Raw genomic sequence first — 19204 nt, 5'->3', positions numbered from 1 at the left:
CATTCGAGAGGATTCTGATGTTCAATCCAAGCGTCGAGGTCATTGTCGAGCAGCCCTCGGTTCTCGCCCGGCCCGACCTGTCGTTCGAGGCCATACTCAAGCGCTTTCCGGGACTGGCCGAGGCCGAAGCCGTCTGCATGACGGGATCGACGGCCGCCGGCTGGGGCAACACGTTCAGCGACATCGACATGTACGCCTTCGCCGACGGTGACCTCGACCTTCCCGTCGACGAGACGATGGAGACCTGGCAGAGCTCCGACCCGAGCGGGGTGCGCTGGACCATCTGGATGGGCGCCTACGGCGACCAGCGCGTCGACCTGAGGGTGTGGCCGACCAGCACCCTCGCCACGGTGCTCAAGTCCTATCTCGAAAAGGAGGTCGAATTCTGCAACACCGGCGACTTCCTCCAGGACTTCATCTACCGGCTTTCCATCGGTATTCCGCTGAAGAACGAGGCCTTCTTCAAGGAAATGCGCGAACTGCTCCGCAGCTCGTCGTACAGCCGGTCGCTCGCCCGATTCCTGAAGGCCGACGCGGAGAACTGCCTCACCGATGTCATGGGTCAGCTCGACTCCGGTGACTTCAAGACCGCCCGCGTTTCCGCCGGCCTTGCCGCGGGATTCATGACGGACGCCGCCCTCGCGCTTTCCGGAGAACTCTGCCGACGCAAGAAGTGGCTGCTCCGTCGCCTGGAAAGCACCCCGCAGTGCGGAATCGGTGTGGACGAATACCGCACCATGGTCCTCGACGGCCTGCGCCCCGGGGAGTCCGACGCCGACTGCGCCCTGCGCGTCGCCCGCTGGACCCAGTCGCACATCGTCCGGCTCGAGGACGCATTCCTGGCCACCCCCTGATCACCCTCGCCGAACCGGCACGGCCAGGCCAGCACATCACCCCTGCGTACCCCGCAGTCGAGAAGGAGACAGAGTGATCATCGCCACACGGGAGGCCGCCGCGGGCAGCCCGTTCGCCGCCGAGACCGGCGTGAGCCCAGCCGGGGTGACCCGGTGAGCCCGACGACCTCGTGGGCAAAGCTCCGTGCCGCGGTGAGCGGTCCGGAGGATCCCCACCAGAAGCTGTTGGCGATGTCGACCATCGTGAACACCATCGGCATGGGCATGTTCCTGTCCGCGGGCACGATCTTCCTCATCAGATCCGCGGGGCTGAGCCCGACGGCTGCGGGCATCGGCCTCACCGTCGGGTCGCTGGCCGGCTTCGGCGCCGGAGTGCTCATCGGCGACCTGGCCGACCGTCGCGGCTCCAAGAACGTCGTGATCGGCTCCATGCTGATCGAGGCGGTGGCCAGCGTCAGCCTGCTGCTGGTGCACAGCATGTGGCCGCTCTTCGTGGTGGCCGCCGCGGCCGCGGTCGGCCGTGCGGGAACGGTCAGCGCGCGCGGGGCGATGATCGGCGTGCTCACCGAGGCGGGCGAGGGCGCACGGTTGCGCACCTACCTGCGGGCCGTGACCAACGTCGGGATCGCGGTGGGCACGATCGGGGCCGCGGTCGTCCTGGCCATCGACACGCGCGCGGCGTACGTCACGATGATCCTCATCGACACGTTCACCTTCCTGATCGCCGCCGCGATCCTGACGCGGCTGCCGAACTTCCCCCCGACCCGGACCTCCGATGCCGAGGACCCCGCCGAGGAGAAGACGCCCCGATGGCTCGCGCTGCGGGACCGGACCTACCTGGGTCTGACCGCCGCCTCGTCCGTCGCGAGCCTGCAGTACTTCGTACTGGTCCAGGCGCTGCCGGTGTGGATCGTCCTGCGGACGAACGCGCCGCGGTGGATGGCCGCGATCGTCCTGTTCCTCGGCGCGGTCATCGTCGCCGCCACTCAGGTTCCCGCTACGCGGTCCATCACCGACCCGCGTTCGGCGGCCCGGCTGCTCGCGCTGTCCGGACCGATGTTCCTGGTGGCATGGATCCTGATGGCGGTATCGGCTGGACCCTCCGCGTGGATCGCGGTCGCCCTGCTCCTCGTCGGCATCGTGGTGCACTCGCTGGCCGAGGTGTGGCAGGCCGCGGGTACGTTCGAGCTGTCGTTCGCGCTGGCCAAGCCCGAGGCCCAGGGCCAGTACCAGGGAGTGATGGGGCTCGGCCACGGCCTCTCCGAGGCCGTGGCGCCGATCGTCGTCATCGCGATGTGCGTCAACTGGGGCAAGCCCGGCTGGATCGTGCTCGCCGTGATCGTCACCGTGGCGGGCTTCATATGCGCACTCATCGAGCGCAGCTGGTCCCGCTCGAACCCGCCGGTCAAGGCCGAGGCCCTCGCCGGCGAGTGAGCCTCGACGCCCGGGAAGGCCCGGCGCCCCGGTCACCCAGACCGCGGCGCCGGGCCTTCCCGGCTCCGCCGTGACCTCGTACGGCTCACCCGCCCGCCCATCGCGCCTACGCGGCGGGGCGCGTCCGGCGTTTCCGTGCCGGCCGACTTTTCGCGGGTGCGTGCTCATGGCGCCGGCCTGTCCCGCGCCCCACATGAGGAATCCGCACGCCGGCAGCAGACCGGCCCCCAAGCGGGCGACGGTCGGCTGGGACCGGTGGGGCGGAAGGGGAAGGCACGGGCGGATGCCATCCGTCGCCTGCCCCGGGACCCGTCCCGGGTCGGTCGCCCGTCAGCGCTGCGCGGTGCCCTCGGCCGCGCCGGCCTTCTCGCGCATCTTGCGGACCAGCTCCGCCTTTTGGTCGGCGGCACCCCGGCGGTCGAGGTTGCGGTGCGGGCCGTTGTTCTGCCGTTCGGCGCGGGACAGCCTCTTGCGCTGGCCACCGCCCTGGCCCACGGGGTTGTTGATGTTCTTGCTCACGGTCACGGGTTCTCCCGGTAGTGAAGTGGAGTGAAGTAAAGGGATCTACGGATTCATCGGTGGGGACGGGCGGCGACGTCGAAGGACGTCAGCAGGGGCCCATCACGCCCTCACTCGTCAATCGGCCCCTGGAAGAACATGACAAAGACGGTACCCGGTTCCGTCGGCCCCCCACGCCAACCCACGTAGCTGGGACAAGAGGCATCAGCACGAAGTCGACGGCCGGCACCACGAGGGCGGAGCCCCGCTGGGGCGGCGGCGGCCCACTCGGCGCTTGCGGTGCGGGACCGCGACGTACCACAGCCGGTGACAGGCAGTTCACCGAGGCGGGCGGGCCGGATCGGAGTACGGCGGGACGCGGACGTGCGGGCCGGCTGTGTCGGTACGCCCGACCCCCGGCGGGCCCGGTCGGCCGCACCGGCCCGCACGCTCGGGCGGGTCGCGGCGTCCGCGCGGTCCGCGCGCATCCCTACCGCGCGGCCAGCCGGCCGGATGCGGTGCGTTTCGCCCATCGGGAAACGGGCAGCGGCCCCGAAGAGGCGCCACGACGAACGGACGGCGCGCCCGACCGGAACGCCTGTAACGACTGCGAGGCCCGTCATGACGCAGCGCGCCACCGTAGCGGAGCTGCTCGCAGAGCACGGGCGGACCCACGCCGAGGAGGCGGGCATCCGCATGGGGAACACGCCCATGCCGTTGTACCAACTGCTGACGCTGTGCCTGCTGTTCTCGGTCCGCATCAAGGCCGACATCGCGGTGGCCGCTGCCCGCGAGGTGTACGCCGCGGGGTGGCGCACGCCCCGGGCGATGGCGGCTTCCTCCTGGCAGGACAGGGTGGACGCGCTGGGCCGCGCTCACTACCGCCGCTACGACGAGGGCACCGCGACGGCACTCGGCTCGAGCGCCGAACTCGTCCTCGACCGGTACGGCGGAGACCTGCGCGCACTGCGCAGTGCGGCCGACGGGGACCCCGGCCGCATCCGCGACCTGCTCCAGGAGGTTCCGCGGATCGGACCCGTGGGCGCCGACATCTTCTGCCGCGAGTCCCAGGGGGTGTGGCCCGAGCTGCGCCCCGCCTTCGACGGCAGGGCCCGCCGCGCCGCGGCCGCCCTCGGGCTCCCACAGACCCCCGAGCGCCTGGCGCGTCTCGTGGGCAGCGAGGACCTGCCCAGGCTGGCGGCCGCCCTGGTCCGCGCCGGACTCTCCTCCCCGCGGTCCTGACGGCCGCCACCCGGCAGCCTCCCGCCATCGCGCCGCGTGTGATCCGTGCGATTCAGGGGAGGCGCGGGGAGAGTGCGGTTCCGTCGGACGGTGCCGCGACGACGAGAGGACGCGCCATGAGCGAGAGCGATGCCCGCGGAGACCAGGTCTACCAGCCCCAGCCCGGGGACGAGCCCTCCGAACTCCAGCCCGACATGGACGACAGCCTCGGAGAACCGGACACGGACGCACAGCTCGACCAGGGGTACTCGCCACCCGAGCGGCCCTACGCGAGCGATCGGGTCGACACCACGGCCGAGGGCCAGCGCAGGGGTGAGAGCCTCGACGCCCGCCTCGCCCGGGAACAACCGGAGCCGGAGCCCCCGACCGGAGACGGCATCGGGGACCTGACGGACGGAGAGGGGGAGCCCGTCGACCCGCAGGCGGGCGGAGAGCGCGCCGGACGGCTGGCCCCCGCCACCGCCACTCCCCACCGCAACAGCGTCCTCGCGCACGATGTCGGCATCGACGCGGGGGCGGCGTCCGCGGAAGAGGCGGCCGTGCACGTCGTCCCGGACACCGATGAGGTGGAGGCGGAGGCGGAGTCATAGCGCCCGCCGGCGGTCCCGTGGCCGCGCCGCAGCCGACTGCCGTTCGGGCGGTGCGATCACGGCCACGGAACCGATCAGGGCGTCCGAGCGGGATCCACGGGATGAAGGTGGTGGTCATGGACGTGGACGCGAGTGCCGCTTCGGCCCCGGACAGCGGCCAGGGGTACGACGCGACTCCCTATCTGCCCTCGGGTGGCGGCTTGGCGGCTCTGCGCCGCGCCGCAGCCGACTGTCGCGGGTGCCCGTTGTTCCGCGACGCCACCCAGACGGTCTTCGGCAAGGGCCCGGCCCGTTCGCGGCTGATGCTGGTCGGGGAGCAGCCCGGGGACAAGGAGGACGTGAAGGGAGAGCCCTTCGTCGGCCCTGCGGGCCAGTTGCTGCGCCGGGCGCTCGACGAGGCCGGGCTGGGTGACGAGAAGGCCTACTTCACCAACGTGGTCAAGCACTTCAAGTTCACACCGGCCCCGCGCGGCAAGCGCCGGATCCACAAGGCTCCGAGCCTGCGGGAGATGACCGCGTGCAGGCCCTGGCTGGTGGAGGAACTGAGGCTGGTCGCCCCTGACGTGCTGGTGGTGTTGGGAGGTACGGCGGGCAAGGCGCTGCTCGGCTCCTCCTTCCGGGTCGGCGAACGGCGTGGTGTCCTGCTGCCGATGCCGGATCCCTACGGTGAGGAACCGGGAGCCGTCCCCGGCCAGCTGCTGGCCACGGTTCACCCCTCCGCGGTGCTGCGCGCCGACGACAGGGAGGCGGCCTTCGCGGGTCTGGTGGCGGACCTGTCCGTGGCGGCCACGGTGCTGGAGTAGGGGCCCGGCCCACGGCCTCCCGCGCTCGCCAGCGGCCCCGGGCCCGGGCCCCGGTACCGGTCGGCACGTGACGTGGTCCGGCATCGTCGGCCGTCTTCCTCCGACGCGTGTACGGACGGCCGGGCCGGGCAGGGGCCCTGTACCGGGGTGCGGTTCGGCCTTCCGGCTGCGACGGGGCCGCATCCCGGCCGCGCGGGGCCAGCGGCCACTGCCGAGGTTCCGCGACACCGGCCGGCCGCTCGGCGATGTCCCCGCGACGCGGGGGTAGGTTCCCCGGCATGCGCACTCATGACCTCGTCATCGTAGGAGCGGGCTCCGGGAACGCCATCGTCGACGACAGGTTCTCCCACCTGGACGTCGCCATCGTCGACGAGGGGCCCTTCGGCGGAACCTGCCTGAACCGTGGATGCATCCCGAGCAAGATGCTGGTGCACGTCGCGGACACGGCCGACGGCGTCCGTGATGCCGGCCCCCTCGGAGTGGACGCGACGCTGCACGGCGTCCGCTGGGCCGACGTACGCGAGAGGGTCTTCGGACGTCTGGACCGGGAGGCGGCCGAGGGGGAACAGGGCAGGCGCGCAACGCCGTACGTTCATGTCTACAAGGGGCACGCCCGTTTCACCGAGGGCCGGACACTCCTCGTCGGGGCAGGCGACGACGCCGTCAGCATCCGGGGGCAGCAGGTCGTCGTCGCCGCCGGCAGCCGCCCCACCGTGCCCGGACCGGTGGCCGAGTCCGGCCTCCCGTACGAGACGTCCGACACGGTCATGCGCCTGGACCGGCCACCCCGGCACCTGGCGGTGCTGGGCGGAGGCTACGTCGCGGCCGAGCTCGCGCACGTCTTCCACGCCGCGGGCAGCCGCGTCACCGTCATCGAGCATGAGGACACGCTGCTGGCCGCCCAGGACGAGAGCGTCTCCGCCGCGTACACCGAGATCGCCGCAGGCCGCTACGACGTACGCACGGGCACGGCGCTGACCCGCGTCGAAGGTGCACCGGGGCGGCTGGGCCTGGTACTGGACGACGGCACGACCGTGGAGGCGGACACCCTGCTCGTCGCCGTGGGGCGCACCCCGAACAGTGACCGGATCCGGGCCGACCGGGCCGGGATCGCCCGGCACGGCGACGGGCGAATCGTCGTGGACGCCCACCAGCGGACCACCGCCCCGGGGGTCTTCGCCCTCGGTGACGTGTGCACGCCCTTCCCCCTCAAACATGTGGCGAACCGGGAGGCGGAGGTGGTGGCACACAACCTGCTGCACGCCGACGACCTGGTACGGACCGTCCACGAGGCCGTTCCCGCAGCGGTTTTCACCCGCCCCCAGATCGCGCAGGTCGGCAGGACCGAGCGGGAGTGCCGGGAGGAGGGACTCGACTACGCGGTCTCCGTGCGCCGTTTCGCGGACTCCGCGTACGGGTGGGCACTGGAGGACGGCACCGGCTTCTGCAAGGTGCTCGCGGACCGCGGCACCGGACTGCTGCTGGGCGCCCACATCCTGGGCCCGCAGGCGGCGACCCTGATCCAGCCGCTGGTGGTGGCCCTGAGCCTGGGGATCGGCGCCGCCGCCCTCGCGCGGACTCCGTACTGGATCCATCCCGCCGCCACCGAGACGGTCTCGAACGCCCTTCTCCGCCTGGACCTCCGCTCCTCGGTCTGAAGGGAGTGCGGCCCACGAAGGGAGTCCCGGCAGAGGCGGTGCTTCGCCGCGCCGGGTCTCCCCATGGGCGGCCATTCGGACCGGCAAGGCTCTCCGATCGGGTGGGGTGCGTACGTGGGGCGCTCAGGCCCCCTCGAGTGGGGGATCACTGTCTGCCGGGACGGGATGGCCCGGCCCTGACGGCAACCAGTGAGAGGCGGATGAGTGATGGGACACGGCGGGAACGTGCTCGAGGAGCTGATGACGGACCACCGGGAGGTCGAGGAGATCTTCAGCCGGATCCAGGCCATGACGGGCGGCGGACAGGAACTGCGTGACCTGGTCGACGAGGTCACCATCGAGCTGGTGCGGCACTCGGTGGCCGAGGAGCAGTACCTGTACCCGGCGGTCCGGGAGTTCGTCGACGGCGGTGACCGGATGGCGGACAAGGAGATCGAGGACCACGGCCGGATCGAGAAGATGCTCAAGCAGCTGGAGAAGATGAAGATCGACGATCCGCAGATGAGCCCGCTGCTGCACCAGCTGATGCAGGAGGTCGCCGAGCACGTTCAGGACGAGGAGACCAACCTCTTCCCGATGATGCGGCGCACCTGCTCCGCCGAGAAGCTGGACGAGCTGGGGGACAAGGTGCGGCGGGCCAAGACCATGGCCCCGACCCGTCCGCACCCCTCCGCGCCGAGCAAGCCGCCGGCGAACAAGCTCCTCGCGCCCGGGGTCGGCCTGGTCGACAGGGCCCGCGACTTCGTCACCGGCCGCGGAAAGTCCTGACCGGTTCGGCAGCCGGGATCCCCGGCGCGGGGGGGGGGGGGGGGGGGGGGGGGGGGGGGGGGGGGGGGGGGGGGGGGGGGGGGGACCCCCCCCCCCCCCCCCCCCCCCCCCCCCCGCGCCCCCAGCAGCACGACGTGACGCAGGTCATCCCGCAGGACGTGGCCGCCGCCTACACTGGGCGGTCACGAGCGGGGCAACGCGGCTCCGTACCGAACAGCTCACCGCCGGTCAGCCGGTCCCCGGTGAGCTCGCCGCTGAGGACCGATCCCCCGTGCCCGCCGACTTGACCCCGCTCATAGCCGCCTCCGCCCGCTGGCTCCTGGCGGCCTACCAGCCCCCGACGGGCGCGCTCAGCCGCGCGCTGGCCGAGGCCCAGGCCCGGCAGGCCGCCACCCTCGCAGCCTCCCTGTGCTACCCGACCAGCATGGACGTCGAGCTGCTCCACCTGCTCGCCCCCAGCGGATCCCACCGGCTGGACTGGCTCACGGGAAGCGAGCAGCATGACGACGACACCGACACCGACACCGACACCGCCTGGCGGACCTGGGTCGACGAAACCGTCGTCAGCTGGGCAGCCTGTCTCCTGGCCGAGCCCGCCCTGGCCACACGCGCCCACGAGGCCCTGGCCGCGACCGAGCACCACACGGAGACGGGCAGCCTGCAACGCCTGACGCACCCCAGCGCCCTCGACAGTGAAGCCGCCGCCCTGCTGCGCCACCCCGACCTCCTCGAAGGCATCGCGGTGCTGCACCGGCCCCACCTCCTGGAACGGCTGAACGCCCACGGCGCCGGAGTGTCCTGACCCGCGGACCGGCAGAGAGAGGGCCGGCTCACCGATCCAGGACGTCCGGGCGCCGACGCCCGCGCCGGAAGGCCGACGCGCGTCAGCGCCAGGCGGGATGCCCCTCGGCGGCGCCGTCTGCGGTGAGCGTGCGCTCGCCGGTCTTGTCCGCGCGTACGGCCCAGATCACGGGCTTCTCGTACGGGCCGCGGACGAAGGCCACCCACGTGCCGTCGACGGACCAGGCGGGATCCATTTCGTGGGCGCCGGTCGCGACCAGCTCACGGTCGCCACTGCCGTCGGTGCCCACGAGGCGGATGTCGCCCTGAGTGCCCGTGCCGTAGGTCCCCGCCGTGTAGGCGAAGGTGGCTCCGTCGGGTGACCACACCGGGTCGAGTGCCGGATGGGGCAGCCGGGTCACCTGCCGCGGGGCACGGTTCGGGGCGGCGGGGTCGACCAAGTGGATCTGCCAGTTCTCGGGCTCCGTCTGCAGGCAGACCGCGATGCTCTTGCCGTCCGGCGACCACGCGGGATCCTCGACCTGGCCGCCGCCCGAGGTGAGCTGGCGAGCCACCCCGTCGGCGACGGTGACCACGAACAGCTGCTGGACACCGTCCTTCTTGCGGAGCACGGCGAGCCGGCTGCCGTCGGGAGACCAGGACACCCTGCCACCGGCGATGGAGGTGATCCGCCGCGCGTTCGAACCGTCGGCGTTGGCGGTCCAGACGGCCGTGTCCTCCGGTGTGCTGCGGGTGAAGGCGAACGACCTGCGGTCAGGGGACCACTGCGGCAGGGTGTCGCATGCGCCCGCGCTCCGGGCGACGAGCTCCACGGGCTTCTCCGTCCCGGCGTCCCGGCGGGCGATGACGCCGTGGCACGTCCCGGGCCAGCCCGGGGCGGTGTCCTGCCGGATCAGCACGGGGTCGGCCGGGAACGAGGCGGGGCCCGGGGCGGATCCGCTGGGCGTGGCGGCGCTCGGCTTGGAATCGCCCTTGGGGGAGTCGGCGGTCCAGGGCTGCCACACGAAGAGGCCGACGGCCGCGAGGGACGTGACCAGCACCGCCGCCACCAACGCGAGGCGACGCCGGGGCTTGCCCGCACCGGCCTCCGGCACCTGCGCGGCGGTGGCGGACAGCCGTGCCGCAGGGCCCGTCACGGTGCGTGAGTGTTCCATACGGGGCTGCGCGACGACGGGCGGGGCGGCGTCCGGTACCGGCAGGTCCCGCGCGGTGTCCGACGGGCCGCCGTCCGGCTCGGCGGGGCGCACCGCGGCTTCCGGGGGCGGGAGCAGCTGCGTCGCCGCTTCCGGCAGCCAAGAGGCACCGTCCGGGTGCCGGACGGTCAGAGTGGCGAGGAAGGCGGCCGGGGTGGGCCTTGCCGCCGGGTCCTTGGACAGGCAGGCGGCGATGGCCTCGCGGAGTTCGGCGGGCACCGCGGTCAGGTCCGGCTCCTCGTAGACCACCTTGAAGTGCCTGGCCGCGGACGGGCCGTCGCCGAAGGGGGCACCGCCCGCCGCCTGGGTGAGCACCACCCCCAGAGCGAACATGTCGACCGCCGGGGTGAGCACCCGGCTGCCGGTGAGCTGCTCGGGTGCCAGGAATCCCGGCGTGCCGACCTGCAGGCCGGTCTGTGTCAGGGACGTTCCGTCCAGGGCGCGCGCGATGCCGAAGTCGATGACACGCGGCCCGTCCTCGGCGACGATGATGTTCGCGGGCTTGAGATCACGGTGGATGACCCCCGCCCGGTGGATCGCCTCCAGTGCCTCGGCCAGGCCGGCCGCCAGGACGGTGAGCGTGTCCAGGGGCAGCGATCCGACGCGCGCCAGTACCGCTTGCAAGGTGGGACCGGGCACGAAGGCCGTCACCAGCCAGGCCGGCTCTCCGTCCGGGTCGGCGTCGACCACCGGCGCGGTGTGGAAGCCGCCGACCCGCCGCGCGGCCGCCACCTCGTCGGCGAACCTGCGCCTGAACCCGGGCTCGGTGCTCAGCTCGGGACGTACGACCTTGACGGCGACCGCACGGCCGGACCGGGAGCGGCCCAGGTAGACCACGCCCATGCCCCCCTGGCCGAGCCGTCCCACGAGCCGGTAGCGGCCCTCGCCGAGCGAGGTGGGATCGCCCGTTTCGAGCGGCTTCATTCGTCCCCCGTTTCACACCTTGCGTGATGAACAGCCCCTCCCTACCCGCCGCGCCGTCCGCCAGTCAAGCGAGGCCGATGCGGAGACCGACAGGGGGCTGCTCAGCCGGATGACCTCGATGCCGAAGCGGGGTGTCGGCATGTCGTCAGCCCGGCGATGTCGCCACTCGTATATGTCCTGTTTTTCGCGTATGCATAGCCGTAGGTCCTTCGCGTGCGGGCTATGCTGTGGGGAAGCACGTGGAGCAGGTGACTCCTGCGACCGCGCCGGCCTTAACACCCTTCTGGCGGCCCGCCGCGCGGCCTCACGGAGATCCGCTCACTCCTCACCTGAGCGCGCCGGCAAGAAGCAGGTGATCCCATGACCGCGTCCGTCCCCCTCGCCCGGGGACACGGAGCCCGCCACCCCGCCCCCGCGGCCGCCGCCCCACAGGCGCCATCCGATCGGGCAGTCCTGCGGGCGGTGGGCACGCTAATGGCGACGACCCCGGCCACGGCCCGAGAAGCCGAGCGCATCCTGTCCGCCGCCGCCGCACAGGCCGACATGCCCGAGACCGTCCTGGCCGCCGCGGTGCTCGACGCCTCCCGCGGCACACCCGTACCGACCCGCGCCGAGCGGGCGCTGGGCCAGATCCTTCACGCGGCCCGTACTCCGGATCCCGTACCGGCCTCGCGCCCCTACCTGATGCCGCTGAGGGAGGACGCGGAGGCGGCCCTCGACCGGTTCTTCGAGACCCGCCTGCGCCTGACCGCCGCCCCTGCCGACCCGGAGGCACGCCAGGCCTTCGAGGACGCCCTGTTCACGCTGTGCATCCTGATGGGCCGGCCCTGCCCCGCCGAGGCGCTGCACGAGGCCGTTCAGTACACCGACGGCTGACCTCGTGGCCCCGGCCGGCCCCACGACACCGGAGAGTCGGTCGATCATGAACGCCAAGAAGCAGGACCCGCTCCCGAGGCTGCTTCCCGATGAGGGAGCGGCCGTGGACGAGCACGGCCGCCGGCCGGGAGTCCCGTCCCGGACGGGCACCGGCATGGGTCCGCCCGCAGACCCGGCCCGTGTGGAGCGCGCCCGCGGGCAGGGCCCTGAGGCCGATGCCCAGCGGTCGCCGGACGACGGGGAAACGGACGCGTGAGCCGGCTGAACGAGAGTTGGCTGAACGAGCTGCACGAGCTGAACGAGCTGAATGAGCTGACCGGGGGCGGGAAGGCGCGGACGTAGCACAGGTGCCGAAAGCGCCCTACGAGCTGAGGAGGGTCGTCATGCCTCGTGGTTCCAGCCCCAAGCGGGAACGGCAGTACGAGCACATCAAGGAGAGCGCCGAGCAGCGCGGCGAGAGCACGAAGCGCGCCAAGGAGATCGCCGCCCGCACCGTGAACAAGGAACGCGCCCGTTCCGGCGAGTCGAAGACCGCGTCCCGGTCCTCGATCGAGTACATGTCGTCCTCCAGGCGCGGCGGGCAGCGCTCCCACAGCGGCGCGCAGGGCCCCACCAAGGACCAGCTGTACAACGAGGCGAAACAGAAGGGGATCGAGGGCCGCTCGAAGATGGACAAGGCAGAACTGAAGCGGGCGCTGGGCCACTGAACCGGAAGTCGCTCATGAGGGCGTATTGACGATTCCGAACGGTATGTGAACGCTGGGCGTGGCGGCCGCGGTGCCGTTCAGGTGGGAGACCTGGTCGTCGAAGAACATGTGCGGATCCAGGACGCCCATGACGGCGGCCTTGTCGACGCCGCCGAGGAAGAAGGCGTCATTGACGCGTAGACCCCACCGCTTGAGGCTCAGCACGGCGCGCTCGTGAGTGGGGGCGTCCCGCGCCGTGACCAGGGACACCCGCAGGCGGGGCTGGTATCCGGGATTCCTGCGGCGTTCGTCCTCCTCACGGCGCTGGATGCGGTTGATGCCGGCGAGGAATCCGCTCAACGGTCCGGGATCGTGGGGCGTGGTCGCATTGCGGACCTCGTGCGCACGGAACTCGTCGAGGCCGGCGCCCTGGAAGATCCGCTCGGCGGAGTCACTCGCCAGCACCCCGTCGAAGTCGAAGGCGATGCGGAGCTCGGGGTCGGTCTCGTCGTCGACGCGCGCCGTCTCGAGTACGTGTCCCGCCGGCAATCCGTCTGCCACCGCCTCGCGCACGTCGGTCCCATTGGCCGACAGGAACAACGACATGTTCAGAGCCGGCATGAATCGGTGGGGTGAACGACCCTGCCGGAAGACGGCCCGACTGATCGGCAGGCCGTGCGCGGCGATCGAACGCATGACCCGTAGCCCGGTGTCGGGGTCGTTCCGCGACAGGATGATGACCTCGACCAGCGGATCGGAGGGATCCGCGAGGTCGTTCAACGACAGCAGGCGCCGGACGAAGGGGAAGGCCACACCCCTGGCCAAGGCGTCGTCCACGTGGGTCTCCTGGTGGGACCGGTACGCGTCCTCTCCGCGCTCGCGAAACACCGCCTCGCAGTCGGTGAGGTCGAACAGGGCGCCAGAGGCGATCCCGATCACCAGACGGCCGGACAGGTCGTACTTCATGACGCCCCCCGCTGGCGTGCGCGCAATGGTGGGATGGTTATCACCCTGCCGCGCGGCCGAAAACATGGACCGCCGTGAGTGGAAAACCCAGCGCGTGGCGAGCCGCTCCGGAGGGCGGCGCTCCGTTCTTCACGGCCGACGCGCTTCGGCTCGTGGAGGTGAGGACGCCGCGTCCTGGGAGGCTTGGCGGAAATCCCAGCCGAGGCGGAGTACGGCCAGGTCGTCGGTGTGTCTTCCGGCGTTGAGCGCTCTGGTCTGGCGGATGAGGCTGTCCAGATGCGCCGCGGGGTCTGCGGACGGTGTGGTGTTGATCAGCGGCAGCAGCCCCTCGATGCCCAGCCGGCCGCCGGCGTCACCGTTGTACCCCTCGGTGAGGCCGTCGGTGTAGAGCGTAAGCGCTCCGGCGTCCGGGAGCGGGATGACCGTGACGGGCCACTCGCGGTGGCCGGGGACTATCCCGAGCGCGATGCCGTGCTCGGCGGGCACCTCACGGGTCTCCTTCTCGGTGGTGAGGAGGGGTTCGTGGTGGCCGGCCAGGTAGAGGGTGGCCGTGGAGGTCTTCTGGTCGAGGGTGAGGAGCGTGCAGGTGGCGAACAGGGGCTGGGTGCCGCGCTCCGCCACCAGCAGGCGTTCCATCAGGTGCAGCAGTTCGGTGCCGTGGTGTCCGGCCAGGACGAGTGAGCGCCAGGCGATGCGCAGGCAGACACCGAGGGCGGCGGCGTCGGGACCGTGGCCGCTGACGTCGCCGACGACGGCGTGCAGCAGTCCTTCGTCACCCTCGACGACGTCGAGGAAGTCCCCGCCGAGGAGGGCCTGTTCGGCCCCGGGCAGGTAGCGGGTGGTCACTGTGACCGTGGAGGTTTCGAGGAGGGGCCGCGGCAACAGCCCGCGTTCCAGACGGGCGTTCTCCTCAGCCCGCTGCCGGGCCGACTGGGCTTCGGCCGCCGCGCGCTCGGAATGGCTCCGGTAGACGGCGTAGCGGACCGTGCGGCGCAGCAGCTCGGCTTCGACCTTGCCCTTGACGAGGTAGTCCTGGGCCCCTGCGGCCATCGCCTCGGAGCCCGCCTGCTTCTCGGACAGGCCCGTCAGGACGATCACCGCCGTGTGCGGGGCCAGGGCGCGGACGGTGGTGACGGCGTCGGTGCCCGACACGTCGGGCAGGTGCAGGTCGAGGAGGATGCAGTCGAAGGCGAGAGCCGCGAGTTGCGAGCGGGCTCCGGCCAGCGAGGTGCTCGTGGTGAGCTCGAAGCGCAGCTCGGTGTCGTGGAGGAGCTCCTCGACGAGCAGGGCGTCGGCGTCGTCGTCCTCGATGAGGAGGATGCGGTAGACCGGTTCGCTCGCGGCGATGCCGCCGACGTGGGCGAGGGTCGCAGTCACCGCGCCGGCTCCGCGGCGGCCCGGGTCGCTTCCGTGATGCCGGACGGTGACAGCGCCGGGGCGGGTTCGGAGGCGAGGGTGAAGCTGATGCGCGTCCCGTCCCGGTACTCCGGGTCGACGGCGATCTCCCCACCGTGGAACTCGACGATCTTCTTGCACATCGCCAGCCCGATCCCGCTGCCGGGATAGACGTCCTTGGTGTGGAGCCGCTGGAAGATCACGAACACCTTCTCGGCGTACTCGGGAGCGATGCCGATGCCGTTGTCGGTCACCGTGAACCGCCACAGTTCCCCTTCCCGAGCGGCGGTGACACGGATCTCCGGTGCCAGGTCCGGACGGCGGAACTTGACCGCGTTGCCGATCAGGTTCTGCCAGAGCATGCCCATCTGGGTGGGATCGGCGACCAGGGTCGGGAGCGGATCGTGCGTGATCGACGCGGCCGCCTCCTCGATGCCGACGCTCAGCGCGGACAGGGTCCGTTCCATGACGTGGTCGAGGTCGACCTCCTGGGGGGCGTGGTGGACACGGCCCACCCGGGAGAAGTCGAGAAGGTCGTTGATGAGGATCTGCATCCGGTTGGCGCCGTCGACCGCGATGCCGATGTACTGGTCCGCCTTGGCGTCGAGCTGCCCTCCGTAGCGCCGCTGGAGGAGCTGCGTGAAGCTGGAGACCTTGCGCAGCGGCTCCTGCAGGTCGTGGGAGGCGACGTACGCGAACTGCTCCAGCTCGGCGTTGGACCGCTGCAGGTCGGCGGTCTGCGCGTCCAGCTGCCGCCGCGCCTCCTCGCTGAAGGCCAGCTCGCGCACCAGCCGGCGGCGCATGGAGTCGATCTCGCCGCTCAGACGCCGCAGGTCCGCCGGACCGGCCGAGGAGATGGGATGGTCGAAGTCGCCGCCGGCCACCGTGCGGGCGTCGGCCGCCAGCAGCTCCAGCGGCCGGGTGATGCCGCGCCGCAGAGCCTCGAACACCAGGCCGGCCAGCAGGGCGATCACCACGGCGATCGCCGAGAACACCCAGTTCCGCAGCCTCATGGTGGCGGCGAGGTCGGCTCGTGCCCGGGCCCGCTCCACGCGCAACCGTTCCTGTTGGTCGGCCATGGCCTGACGCAGGGCGTCGAACTCGGTCTTGGCCTCCGCGGCGCGTTCGGTGGCCAGCGGGGAGGGCGCCCCGGGCGGGGAGGCGGCGACGGGTCGGGCGATCCTCTCCTGCCACGTGGAGAGCGCGTCCTGGACGGTCCTCAGGTCGTCGAGTGCGCGGGGGTCGTCGCGCAGGAGTCGCGCGAGCTGCGTGGCGTACGTGTTCTCGTCCGTGAGCCCTCGCCGGTACGGCTCCAGGAACTCCGGGGTCCCGGTGAGGCCGTAGCCGCGGATACCGGTTTCCTGGTTGAGGAGGGCCGATTCCAGACGGAACGCGGTCGACTGCGCGGGTGACCGTACGTCCACGAGCTCGCTGCTGATCGCCGCCGTACGCCCCAGCACCCACGCCCCGGTCACACCGAGCACGGCCAGCAGCACCAGCGACACCGCCACCCCGACGCGGAGCCACCGCCTGGTCGTCCACGCGGTGAACCTCGGCGCACGCGGCGGCCTCGTCATGCCGGTCATCCTCTGCATTCCTTCCGAAACGGCCGCTTTGAACAGGGCGCAGCGCTCACTGTAGAGGGCGTCGGACAACAATTGTTGTCGCCCCCCGGGTCGTGGGCCTAGGCTGCGGGGTATGCCGGGCAAGAACTTCCACCTGCGGACCACTCCGAAGGAGACGGCCGCCGTCGTCGACGCCGCGGTCGCCGACCTCGCCCGGCGCCTGGCCCTTCAGCTGCTGCAGAAGGACCTCTCCCACCCGGCAGCGGACGCCCGCGCGCAGGCCCTGGCCCGCCTGCACGTACTGGACCACCTCCAGGAGGCCGCGGAAAGGCTGCAACGCGCGGCGGCCGCGGAAGCCGCGCGCGCCGGAGCCGGATACCCCCAGATCGGCCGCGCATGCGGCATGACCCGGCAGGGCGCGCGCCGCCGCTGGCCGGGGCTCTTCAACCACCTCGACAACCACCTCGACGAAGACCCACGGAGCAACTGACGATGAACGCCCCCGCCCGCCCGTTCGATGTCCTGCTCGTGGAAGACGACCTCGCCGACGCCATGCTCATCGAGGAGGCCCTCGCCGAGCGCGGGGCCCGCAACCTCGTCCAGGCCACCGACGGCGTCGCCGCCCTGGAACACCTGCGCAACCCCGACACCCCACGCCCCGACCTCATCGTGCTCGACCTGAACATGCCGCGCATGAACGGCCGTGACCTGCTGCGCATCCTGAAGAACGACGACGACCTGCGGACCATCCCCGTGGTCGTCCTCACCACGTCCTCCGCGCCCGACGACGTCGCCGGCGCGTACACCAGCCACGCCAACGCCTACGTGACGAAGCCCGTCAACCTCGAGGAGTTCGAGCAGGCCGTCCAGAGCATCGACGCCTTCTACCTGGACACCGCGACGCGCCCGCCCCGCGCCTGACATCCCCCGGTCATGGCGGTGGTGGCCGCGGTTGAACGGTGATCGACGGGGTAGACGACGGCCACTTGACCGATCCGCCGGCGAAAGGCAACCACCGATGTTGATGGCTCACCCGGCCGTACTCCCCGGCCTCGTCGACCGCTACTGGGCGCTGTCCGTACTCGATGCCGGGGAGGGCGGCTCGCCCGTGCGCAGGGAGATGGAGGACGTCGAGCGGGCCCTGTGCGTGGCCACCGGCACGACGGACGTGCACGCCGCCCTGATCGCCGCCCGCCACCACCTGCCCGGCACGGGCCCCCTCGACGACTCCGTACTCGCCTCCGGCTGATCGGTCTGTCAGGCGACCGTTCCGCGGGTCCACGCGAGGAGCGCCTCGTAGACGACACCGGCCCGGTAGGCGGCGAGCGGATCTGCCCGGCGAGCTCGGCGTCGGACGTCCGGGGAGTCGTCGGGGGAGGCGCGTGATCTTCCGCACGACGCCGGTGCGGAGACGGGGGAGGGGAGTGGGGCGGCGGCCCGGCAACCCTTCCGGCCCCGGCGGCAACTGAGGGGTGACCGTGCACCCGCACCCCAAGGAGCCACCGCCCATGTCCGCTTCCTCCCACCGCCGCCGCACCGGACGCCGAAGGCTCGCCCTGGTCGCAGTGGCCACCCTGGTCGCCGCCGGTCTCGGCGCCGTGCCGCTGGTCGTGAAGGCCGACGCCGCGGCACCCGCCGACCTGGCCCACGGCGTACTGCCTGCAGGGGACGGCTGGGCCGCGAGCGGCTCGGGCACCACCGGCGGACGGGCCGCGGCCGCGGCCCGCGTCTTCACCGTCTCCACCCGCGCCGAGCTGGCGAGAGCCCTGGCAGCGGGCCCGGCCGACGCCCCGCGGATCGTCCGGGTCAAGGGACTGATCGACGCCAACACCGACGACAGCGGGAAGCCGCAGAGCTGCGCCGACTACGCCGCGGGCACCGGCTACTCGCTCGACTCCTACCTCAAGGCCTACGATCCCGCCGTCTGGGGCCGTGCCAAGGTGCCGTCCGGCGTCCAGGAGAACGCCCGCAGGGCGGCCCAGGGCAGGCAGGCCGCCCGCATGGTGTTCACCGTGCCGGCGCGGACCACCGTAATCGGCGTGCCCGGCACCGGAGCGGGCATCACCGGCGGCAGCCTCGTGGTGAAGAACGCCGACAACGTGATCATCCGCAACCTGTCGCTCACCGACGTCCAGGACTGCTTCCCGCAGTGGGACCCGACCGACGGATCCACCGGCAACTGGAACTCCGCCTACGACGCCATCAGCCTGCGCGGCGCCACGCACGTCTGGGTGGACCACAACAGCTTCTCCGACGCCCCGCACCCGGACTCCGGGAATCCGGTCCGCTTCGGCCGCGAATACCAGGTCCACGACGGCGCCCTCGACATCACCAACGCCTCGGACCTGGTCACCGTCGGATACAACACGTTCAGCGACCACGACAAGACCATGCTGATCGGCAGCAGCGACCAGGACACCAAACTGCGGGTGACGCTCCACCACAACGTCTTCCGGGGCATCGTCCAGCGCGCCCCCCTGGCCCGGGTGGGCCGGATCCACCTGTACGACAACTACTACGACACCACGCCGTCGCAGGGGTACACGCACAGCTACAGCATCAACTCCCGCGCCGGCGCGCAGGTCGTGGCGCAGAACAACCACTGGAAGCTCTCCTCCGACCGGAAGGTCTCCCAACTGCTCAGCGGCGACGGCAGCGGAGCCATCGCCGGCAGCGGCAACCTCGTCGGCGGCGCCCCCGTGGACCTGGTCGCCGCCCACAACTCCGCCAACCCCGGGAAGAAGATCAAGACCACCGTCGGGTGGCGGCCCACCCTCACCGCCGGACTGGAACCGGCCGCCGGTCTGCCGGCGAAGCTGGCGGCGAAGGCGGGCGCGGGTGTCCTCGCCGAAAGCGGCGGCAAAGCCGCACCGGCCGTCAACGCCTTCGGCGACCGCCGGAAGTAACCCCGACAGGCGTCCCCCCACCGACCGGCCCGGTCGGTGGGGCGC

Annotated in this window: 20 protein-coding genes; 15 read left to right on the top strand and 5 right to left on the bottom strand. The window is 71.9% G+C overall.

Annotated elements, in window-relative coordinates; translation table 11 throughout:
* Window positions 1-17: 17 nt before the first annotated feature.
* Window positions 18-854, top strand: coding sequence for a hypothetical protein (locus ACZ6JT_RS03035; RefSeq protein ID WP_469206561.1), 837 nt, complete (start codon window positions 18-20; stop codon window positions 852-854).
* 231 nt (window positions 855-1085) lie between these two features.
* The gene (locus ACZ6JT_RS03030; protein ID WP_469206559.1) at window positions 1086-2288 is read left to right on the top strand and encodes an MFS transporter; all 1203 of its coding nucleotides are present in this window, start codon (window positions 1086-1088) and stop codon (window positions 2286-2288) included.
* 330 nt (window positions 2289-2618) lie between these two features.
* Here the strand turns inward: ACZ6JT_RS03030 and ACZ6JT_RS03025 are convergent, their stop codons facing one another.
* On the bottom strand, window positions 2619-2813 hold the full coding sequence (locus ACZ6JT_RS03025; protein WP_469206558.1) for a DUF6243 family protein: 195 nt from the start codon (window positions 2811-2813) through the stop codon (window positions 2619-2621).
* Between the two features lie 594 nt (window positions 2814-3407).
* Here ACZ6JT_RS03025 and ACZ6JT_RS03020 point away from each other — a divergent pair.
* From ACZ6JT_RS03020 to ACZ6JT_RS02995, 6 genes are all read left to right on the top strand, one after another.
* Window positions 3408-4028, top strand: coding sequence for an endonuclease (locus tag ACZ6JT_RS03020; RefSeq protein ID WP_469206557.1), 621 nt, complete (start codon window positions 3408-3410; stop codon window positions 4026-4028).
* Between the two features lie 116 nt (window positions 4029-4144).
* Window positions 4145-4618 carry a DUF5709 domain-containing protein gene (locus ACZ6JT_RS03015; protein WP_469206555.1) on the top strand — a complete coding sequence of 158 codons (474 nt, stop codon included), beginning with the start codon at window positions 4145-4147 and terminating at the stop codon, window positions 4616-4618.
* Between the two features lie 116 nt (window positions 4619-4734).
* Window positions 4735-5421: a UdgX family uracil-DNA binding protein gene (locus ACZ6JT_RS03010; RefSeq protein WP_469206553.1), complete on the top strand. Its 687-nt coding sequence runs from the start codon at window positions 4735-4737 to the stop codon at window positions 5419-5421.
* Between the two features lie 278 nt (window positions 5422-5699).
* Window positions 5700-7079, top strand: a complete 1380-nt coding sequence (locus ACZ6JT_RS03005) for a mycothione reductase (RefSeq protein WP_469206551.1) — start codon at window positions 5700-5702, stop codon at window positions 7077-7079.
* Between the two features lie 207 nt (window positions 7080-7286).
* Window positions 7287-7847: a hemerythrin domain-containing protein gene (locus tag ACZ6JT_RS03000; protein WP_469206549.1), complete on the top strand. Its 561-nt coding sequence runs from the start codon at window positions 7287-7289 to the stop codon at window positions 7845-7847.
* 271 nt (window positions 7848-8118) lie between these two features.
* Window positions 8119-8649: a hypothetical protein gene (locus ACZ6JT_RS02995; protein WP_469206547.1), complete on the top strand. Its 531-nt coding sequence runs from the start codon at window positions 8119-8121 to the stop codon at window positions 8647-8649.
* An 82-nt stretch (window positions 8650-8731) separates the two neighbouring features.
* On the opposite strand, the gene ACZ6JT_RS02990 is transcribed toward ACZ6JT_RS02995, so the two are convergent.
* Window positions 8732-10765 carry a protein kinase domain-containing protein gene (locus tag ACZ6JT_RS02990; RefSeq protein ID WP_469206545.1) on the bottom strand — a complete coding sequence of 678 codons (2034 nt, stop codon included), beginning with the start codon at window positions 10763-10765 and terminating at the stop codon, window positions 8732-8734.
* Window positions 10766-11239: 474 nt separating this feature from the next.
* Here ACZ6JT_RS02990 and ACZ6JT_RS02985 point away from each other — a divergent pair, with 474 nt between their 5' ends.
* The 3 genes from ACZ6JT_RS02985 (at window position 11240) to ACZ6JT_RS02975 (ending at window position 12348) form a co-directional block, all read left to right on the top strand.
* Complete coding sequence (locus tag ACZ6JT_RS02985; RefSeq protein WP_469206543.1) at window positions 11240-11641, top strand: DUF5133 domain-containing protein; 402 nt, start codon at window positions 11240-11242, stop codon at window positions 11639-11641.
* A gap of 46 nt (window positions 11642-11687) precedes the next feature.
* A complete protein-coding gene (locus ACZ6JT_RS02980) occupies window positions 11688-11897 on the top strand; it encodes a hypothetical protein (RefSeq protein WP_469206541.1) in 210 nt (69 codons plus the stop codon).
* A 127-nt stretch (window positions 11898-12024) separates the two neighbouring features.
* Window positions 12025-12348 carry a plasmid stabilization protein gene (locus tag ACZ6JT_RS02975; protein WP_469206539.1) on the top strand — a complete coding sequence of 108 codons (324 nt, stop codon included), beginning with the start codon at window positions 12025-12027 and terminating at the stop codon, window positions 12346-12348.
* Between the two features lie 12 nt (window positions 12349-12360).
* On the opposite strand, the gene ACZ6JT_RS02970 is transcribed toward ACZ6JT_RS02975, so the two are convergent.
* From ACZ6JT_RS02970 to ACZ6JT_RS02960, 3 genes are all read right to left on the bottom strand, one after another.
* Entirely contained in the window at window positions 12361-13293 is a 933-nt protein-coding gene (locus tag ACZ6JT_RS02970) for a 5'-nucleotidase (RefSeq protein WP_469208154.1), read from the bottom strand.
* Window positions 13294-13422: 129 nt separating this feature from the next.
* On the bottom strand, window positions 13423-14670 hold the full coding sequence (locus ACZ6JT_RS02965) for a PP2C family protein-serine/threonine phosphatase (protein WP_469206537.1): 1248 nt from the start codon (window positions 14668-14670) through the stop codon (window positions 13423-13425).
* On the bottom strand, window positions 14667-16274 hold the full coding sequence (locus ACZ6JT_RS02960) for a sensor histidine kinase (protein ID WP_469206535.1): 1608 nt from the start codon (window positions 16272-16274) through the stop codon (window positions 14667-14669). Before ACZ6JT_RS02960 ends, ACZ6JT_RS02965 begins: the two co-directional genes overlap by 4 nt.
* Before the next feature lie 112 nt (window positions 16275-16386).
* Here ACZ6JT_RS02960 and ACZ6JT_RS02955 point away from each other — a divergent pair, with 112 nt between their 5' ends.
* From ACZ6JT_RS02955 to ACZ6JT_RS02940, 4 genes are all read left to right on the top strand, one after another.
* Complete coding sequence (locus ACZ6JT_RS02955; RefSeq protein WP_469206533.1) at window positions 16387-16743, top strand: hypothetical protein; 357 nt, start codon at window positions 16387-16389, stop codon at window positions 16741-16743.
* A 2-nt stretch (window positions 16744-16745) separates the two neighbouring features.
* Window positions 16746-17174 carry a response regulator gene (locus ACZ6JT_RS02950; RefSeq protein ID WP_469206531.1) on the top strand — a complete coding sequence of 143 codons (429 nt, stop codon included), beginning with the start codon at window positions 16746-16748 and terminating at the stop codon, window positions 17172-17174.
* A gap of 97 nt (window positions 17175-17271) precedes the next feature.
* Window positions 17272-17502, top strand: coding sequence for a DUF5133 domain-containing protein (locus ACZ6JT_RS02945; protein ID WP_469206528.1), 231 nt, complete (start codon window positions 17272-17274; stop codon window positions 17500-17502).
* A 259-nt stretch (window positions 17503-17761) separates the two neighbouring features.
* Window positions 17762-19159 (top strand): pectate lyase family protein, encoded by a 1398-nt coding sequence (locus ACZ6JT_RS02940; protein WP_469206527.1) that lies wholly within the window; start codon window positions 17762-17764, stop codon window positions 19157-19159.
* The last annotated feature ends 45 nt before the right edge of the window (window positions 19160-19204 follow it).

The sequence above is a fragment of the Streptomyces sp. NPDC046308 genome (assembly GCF_055588065.1).
Note: the sequence above shows the minus strand (reverse complement) of the source record. Positions and strands in the feature narration are given on the sequence as shown.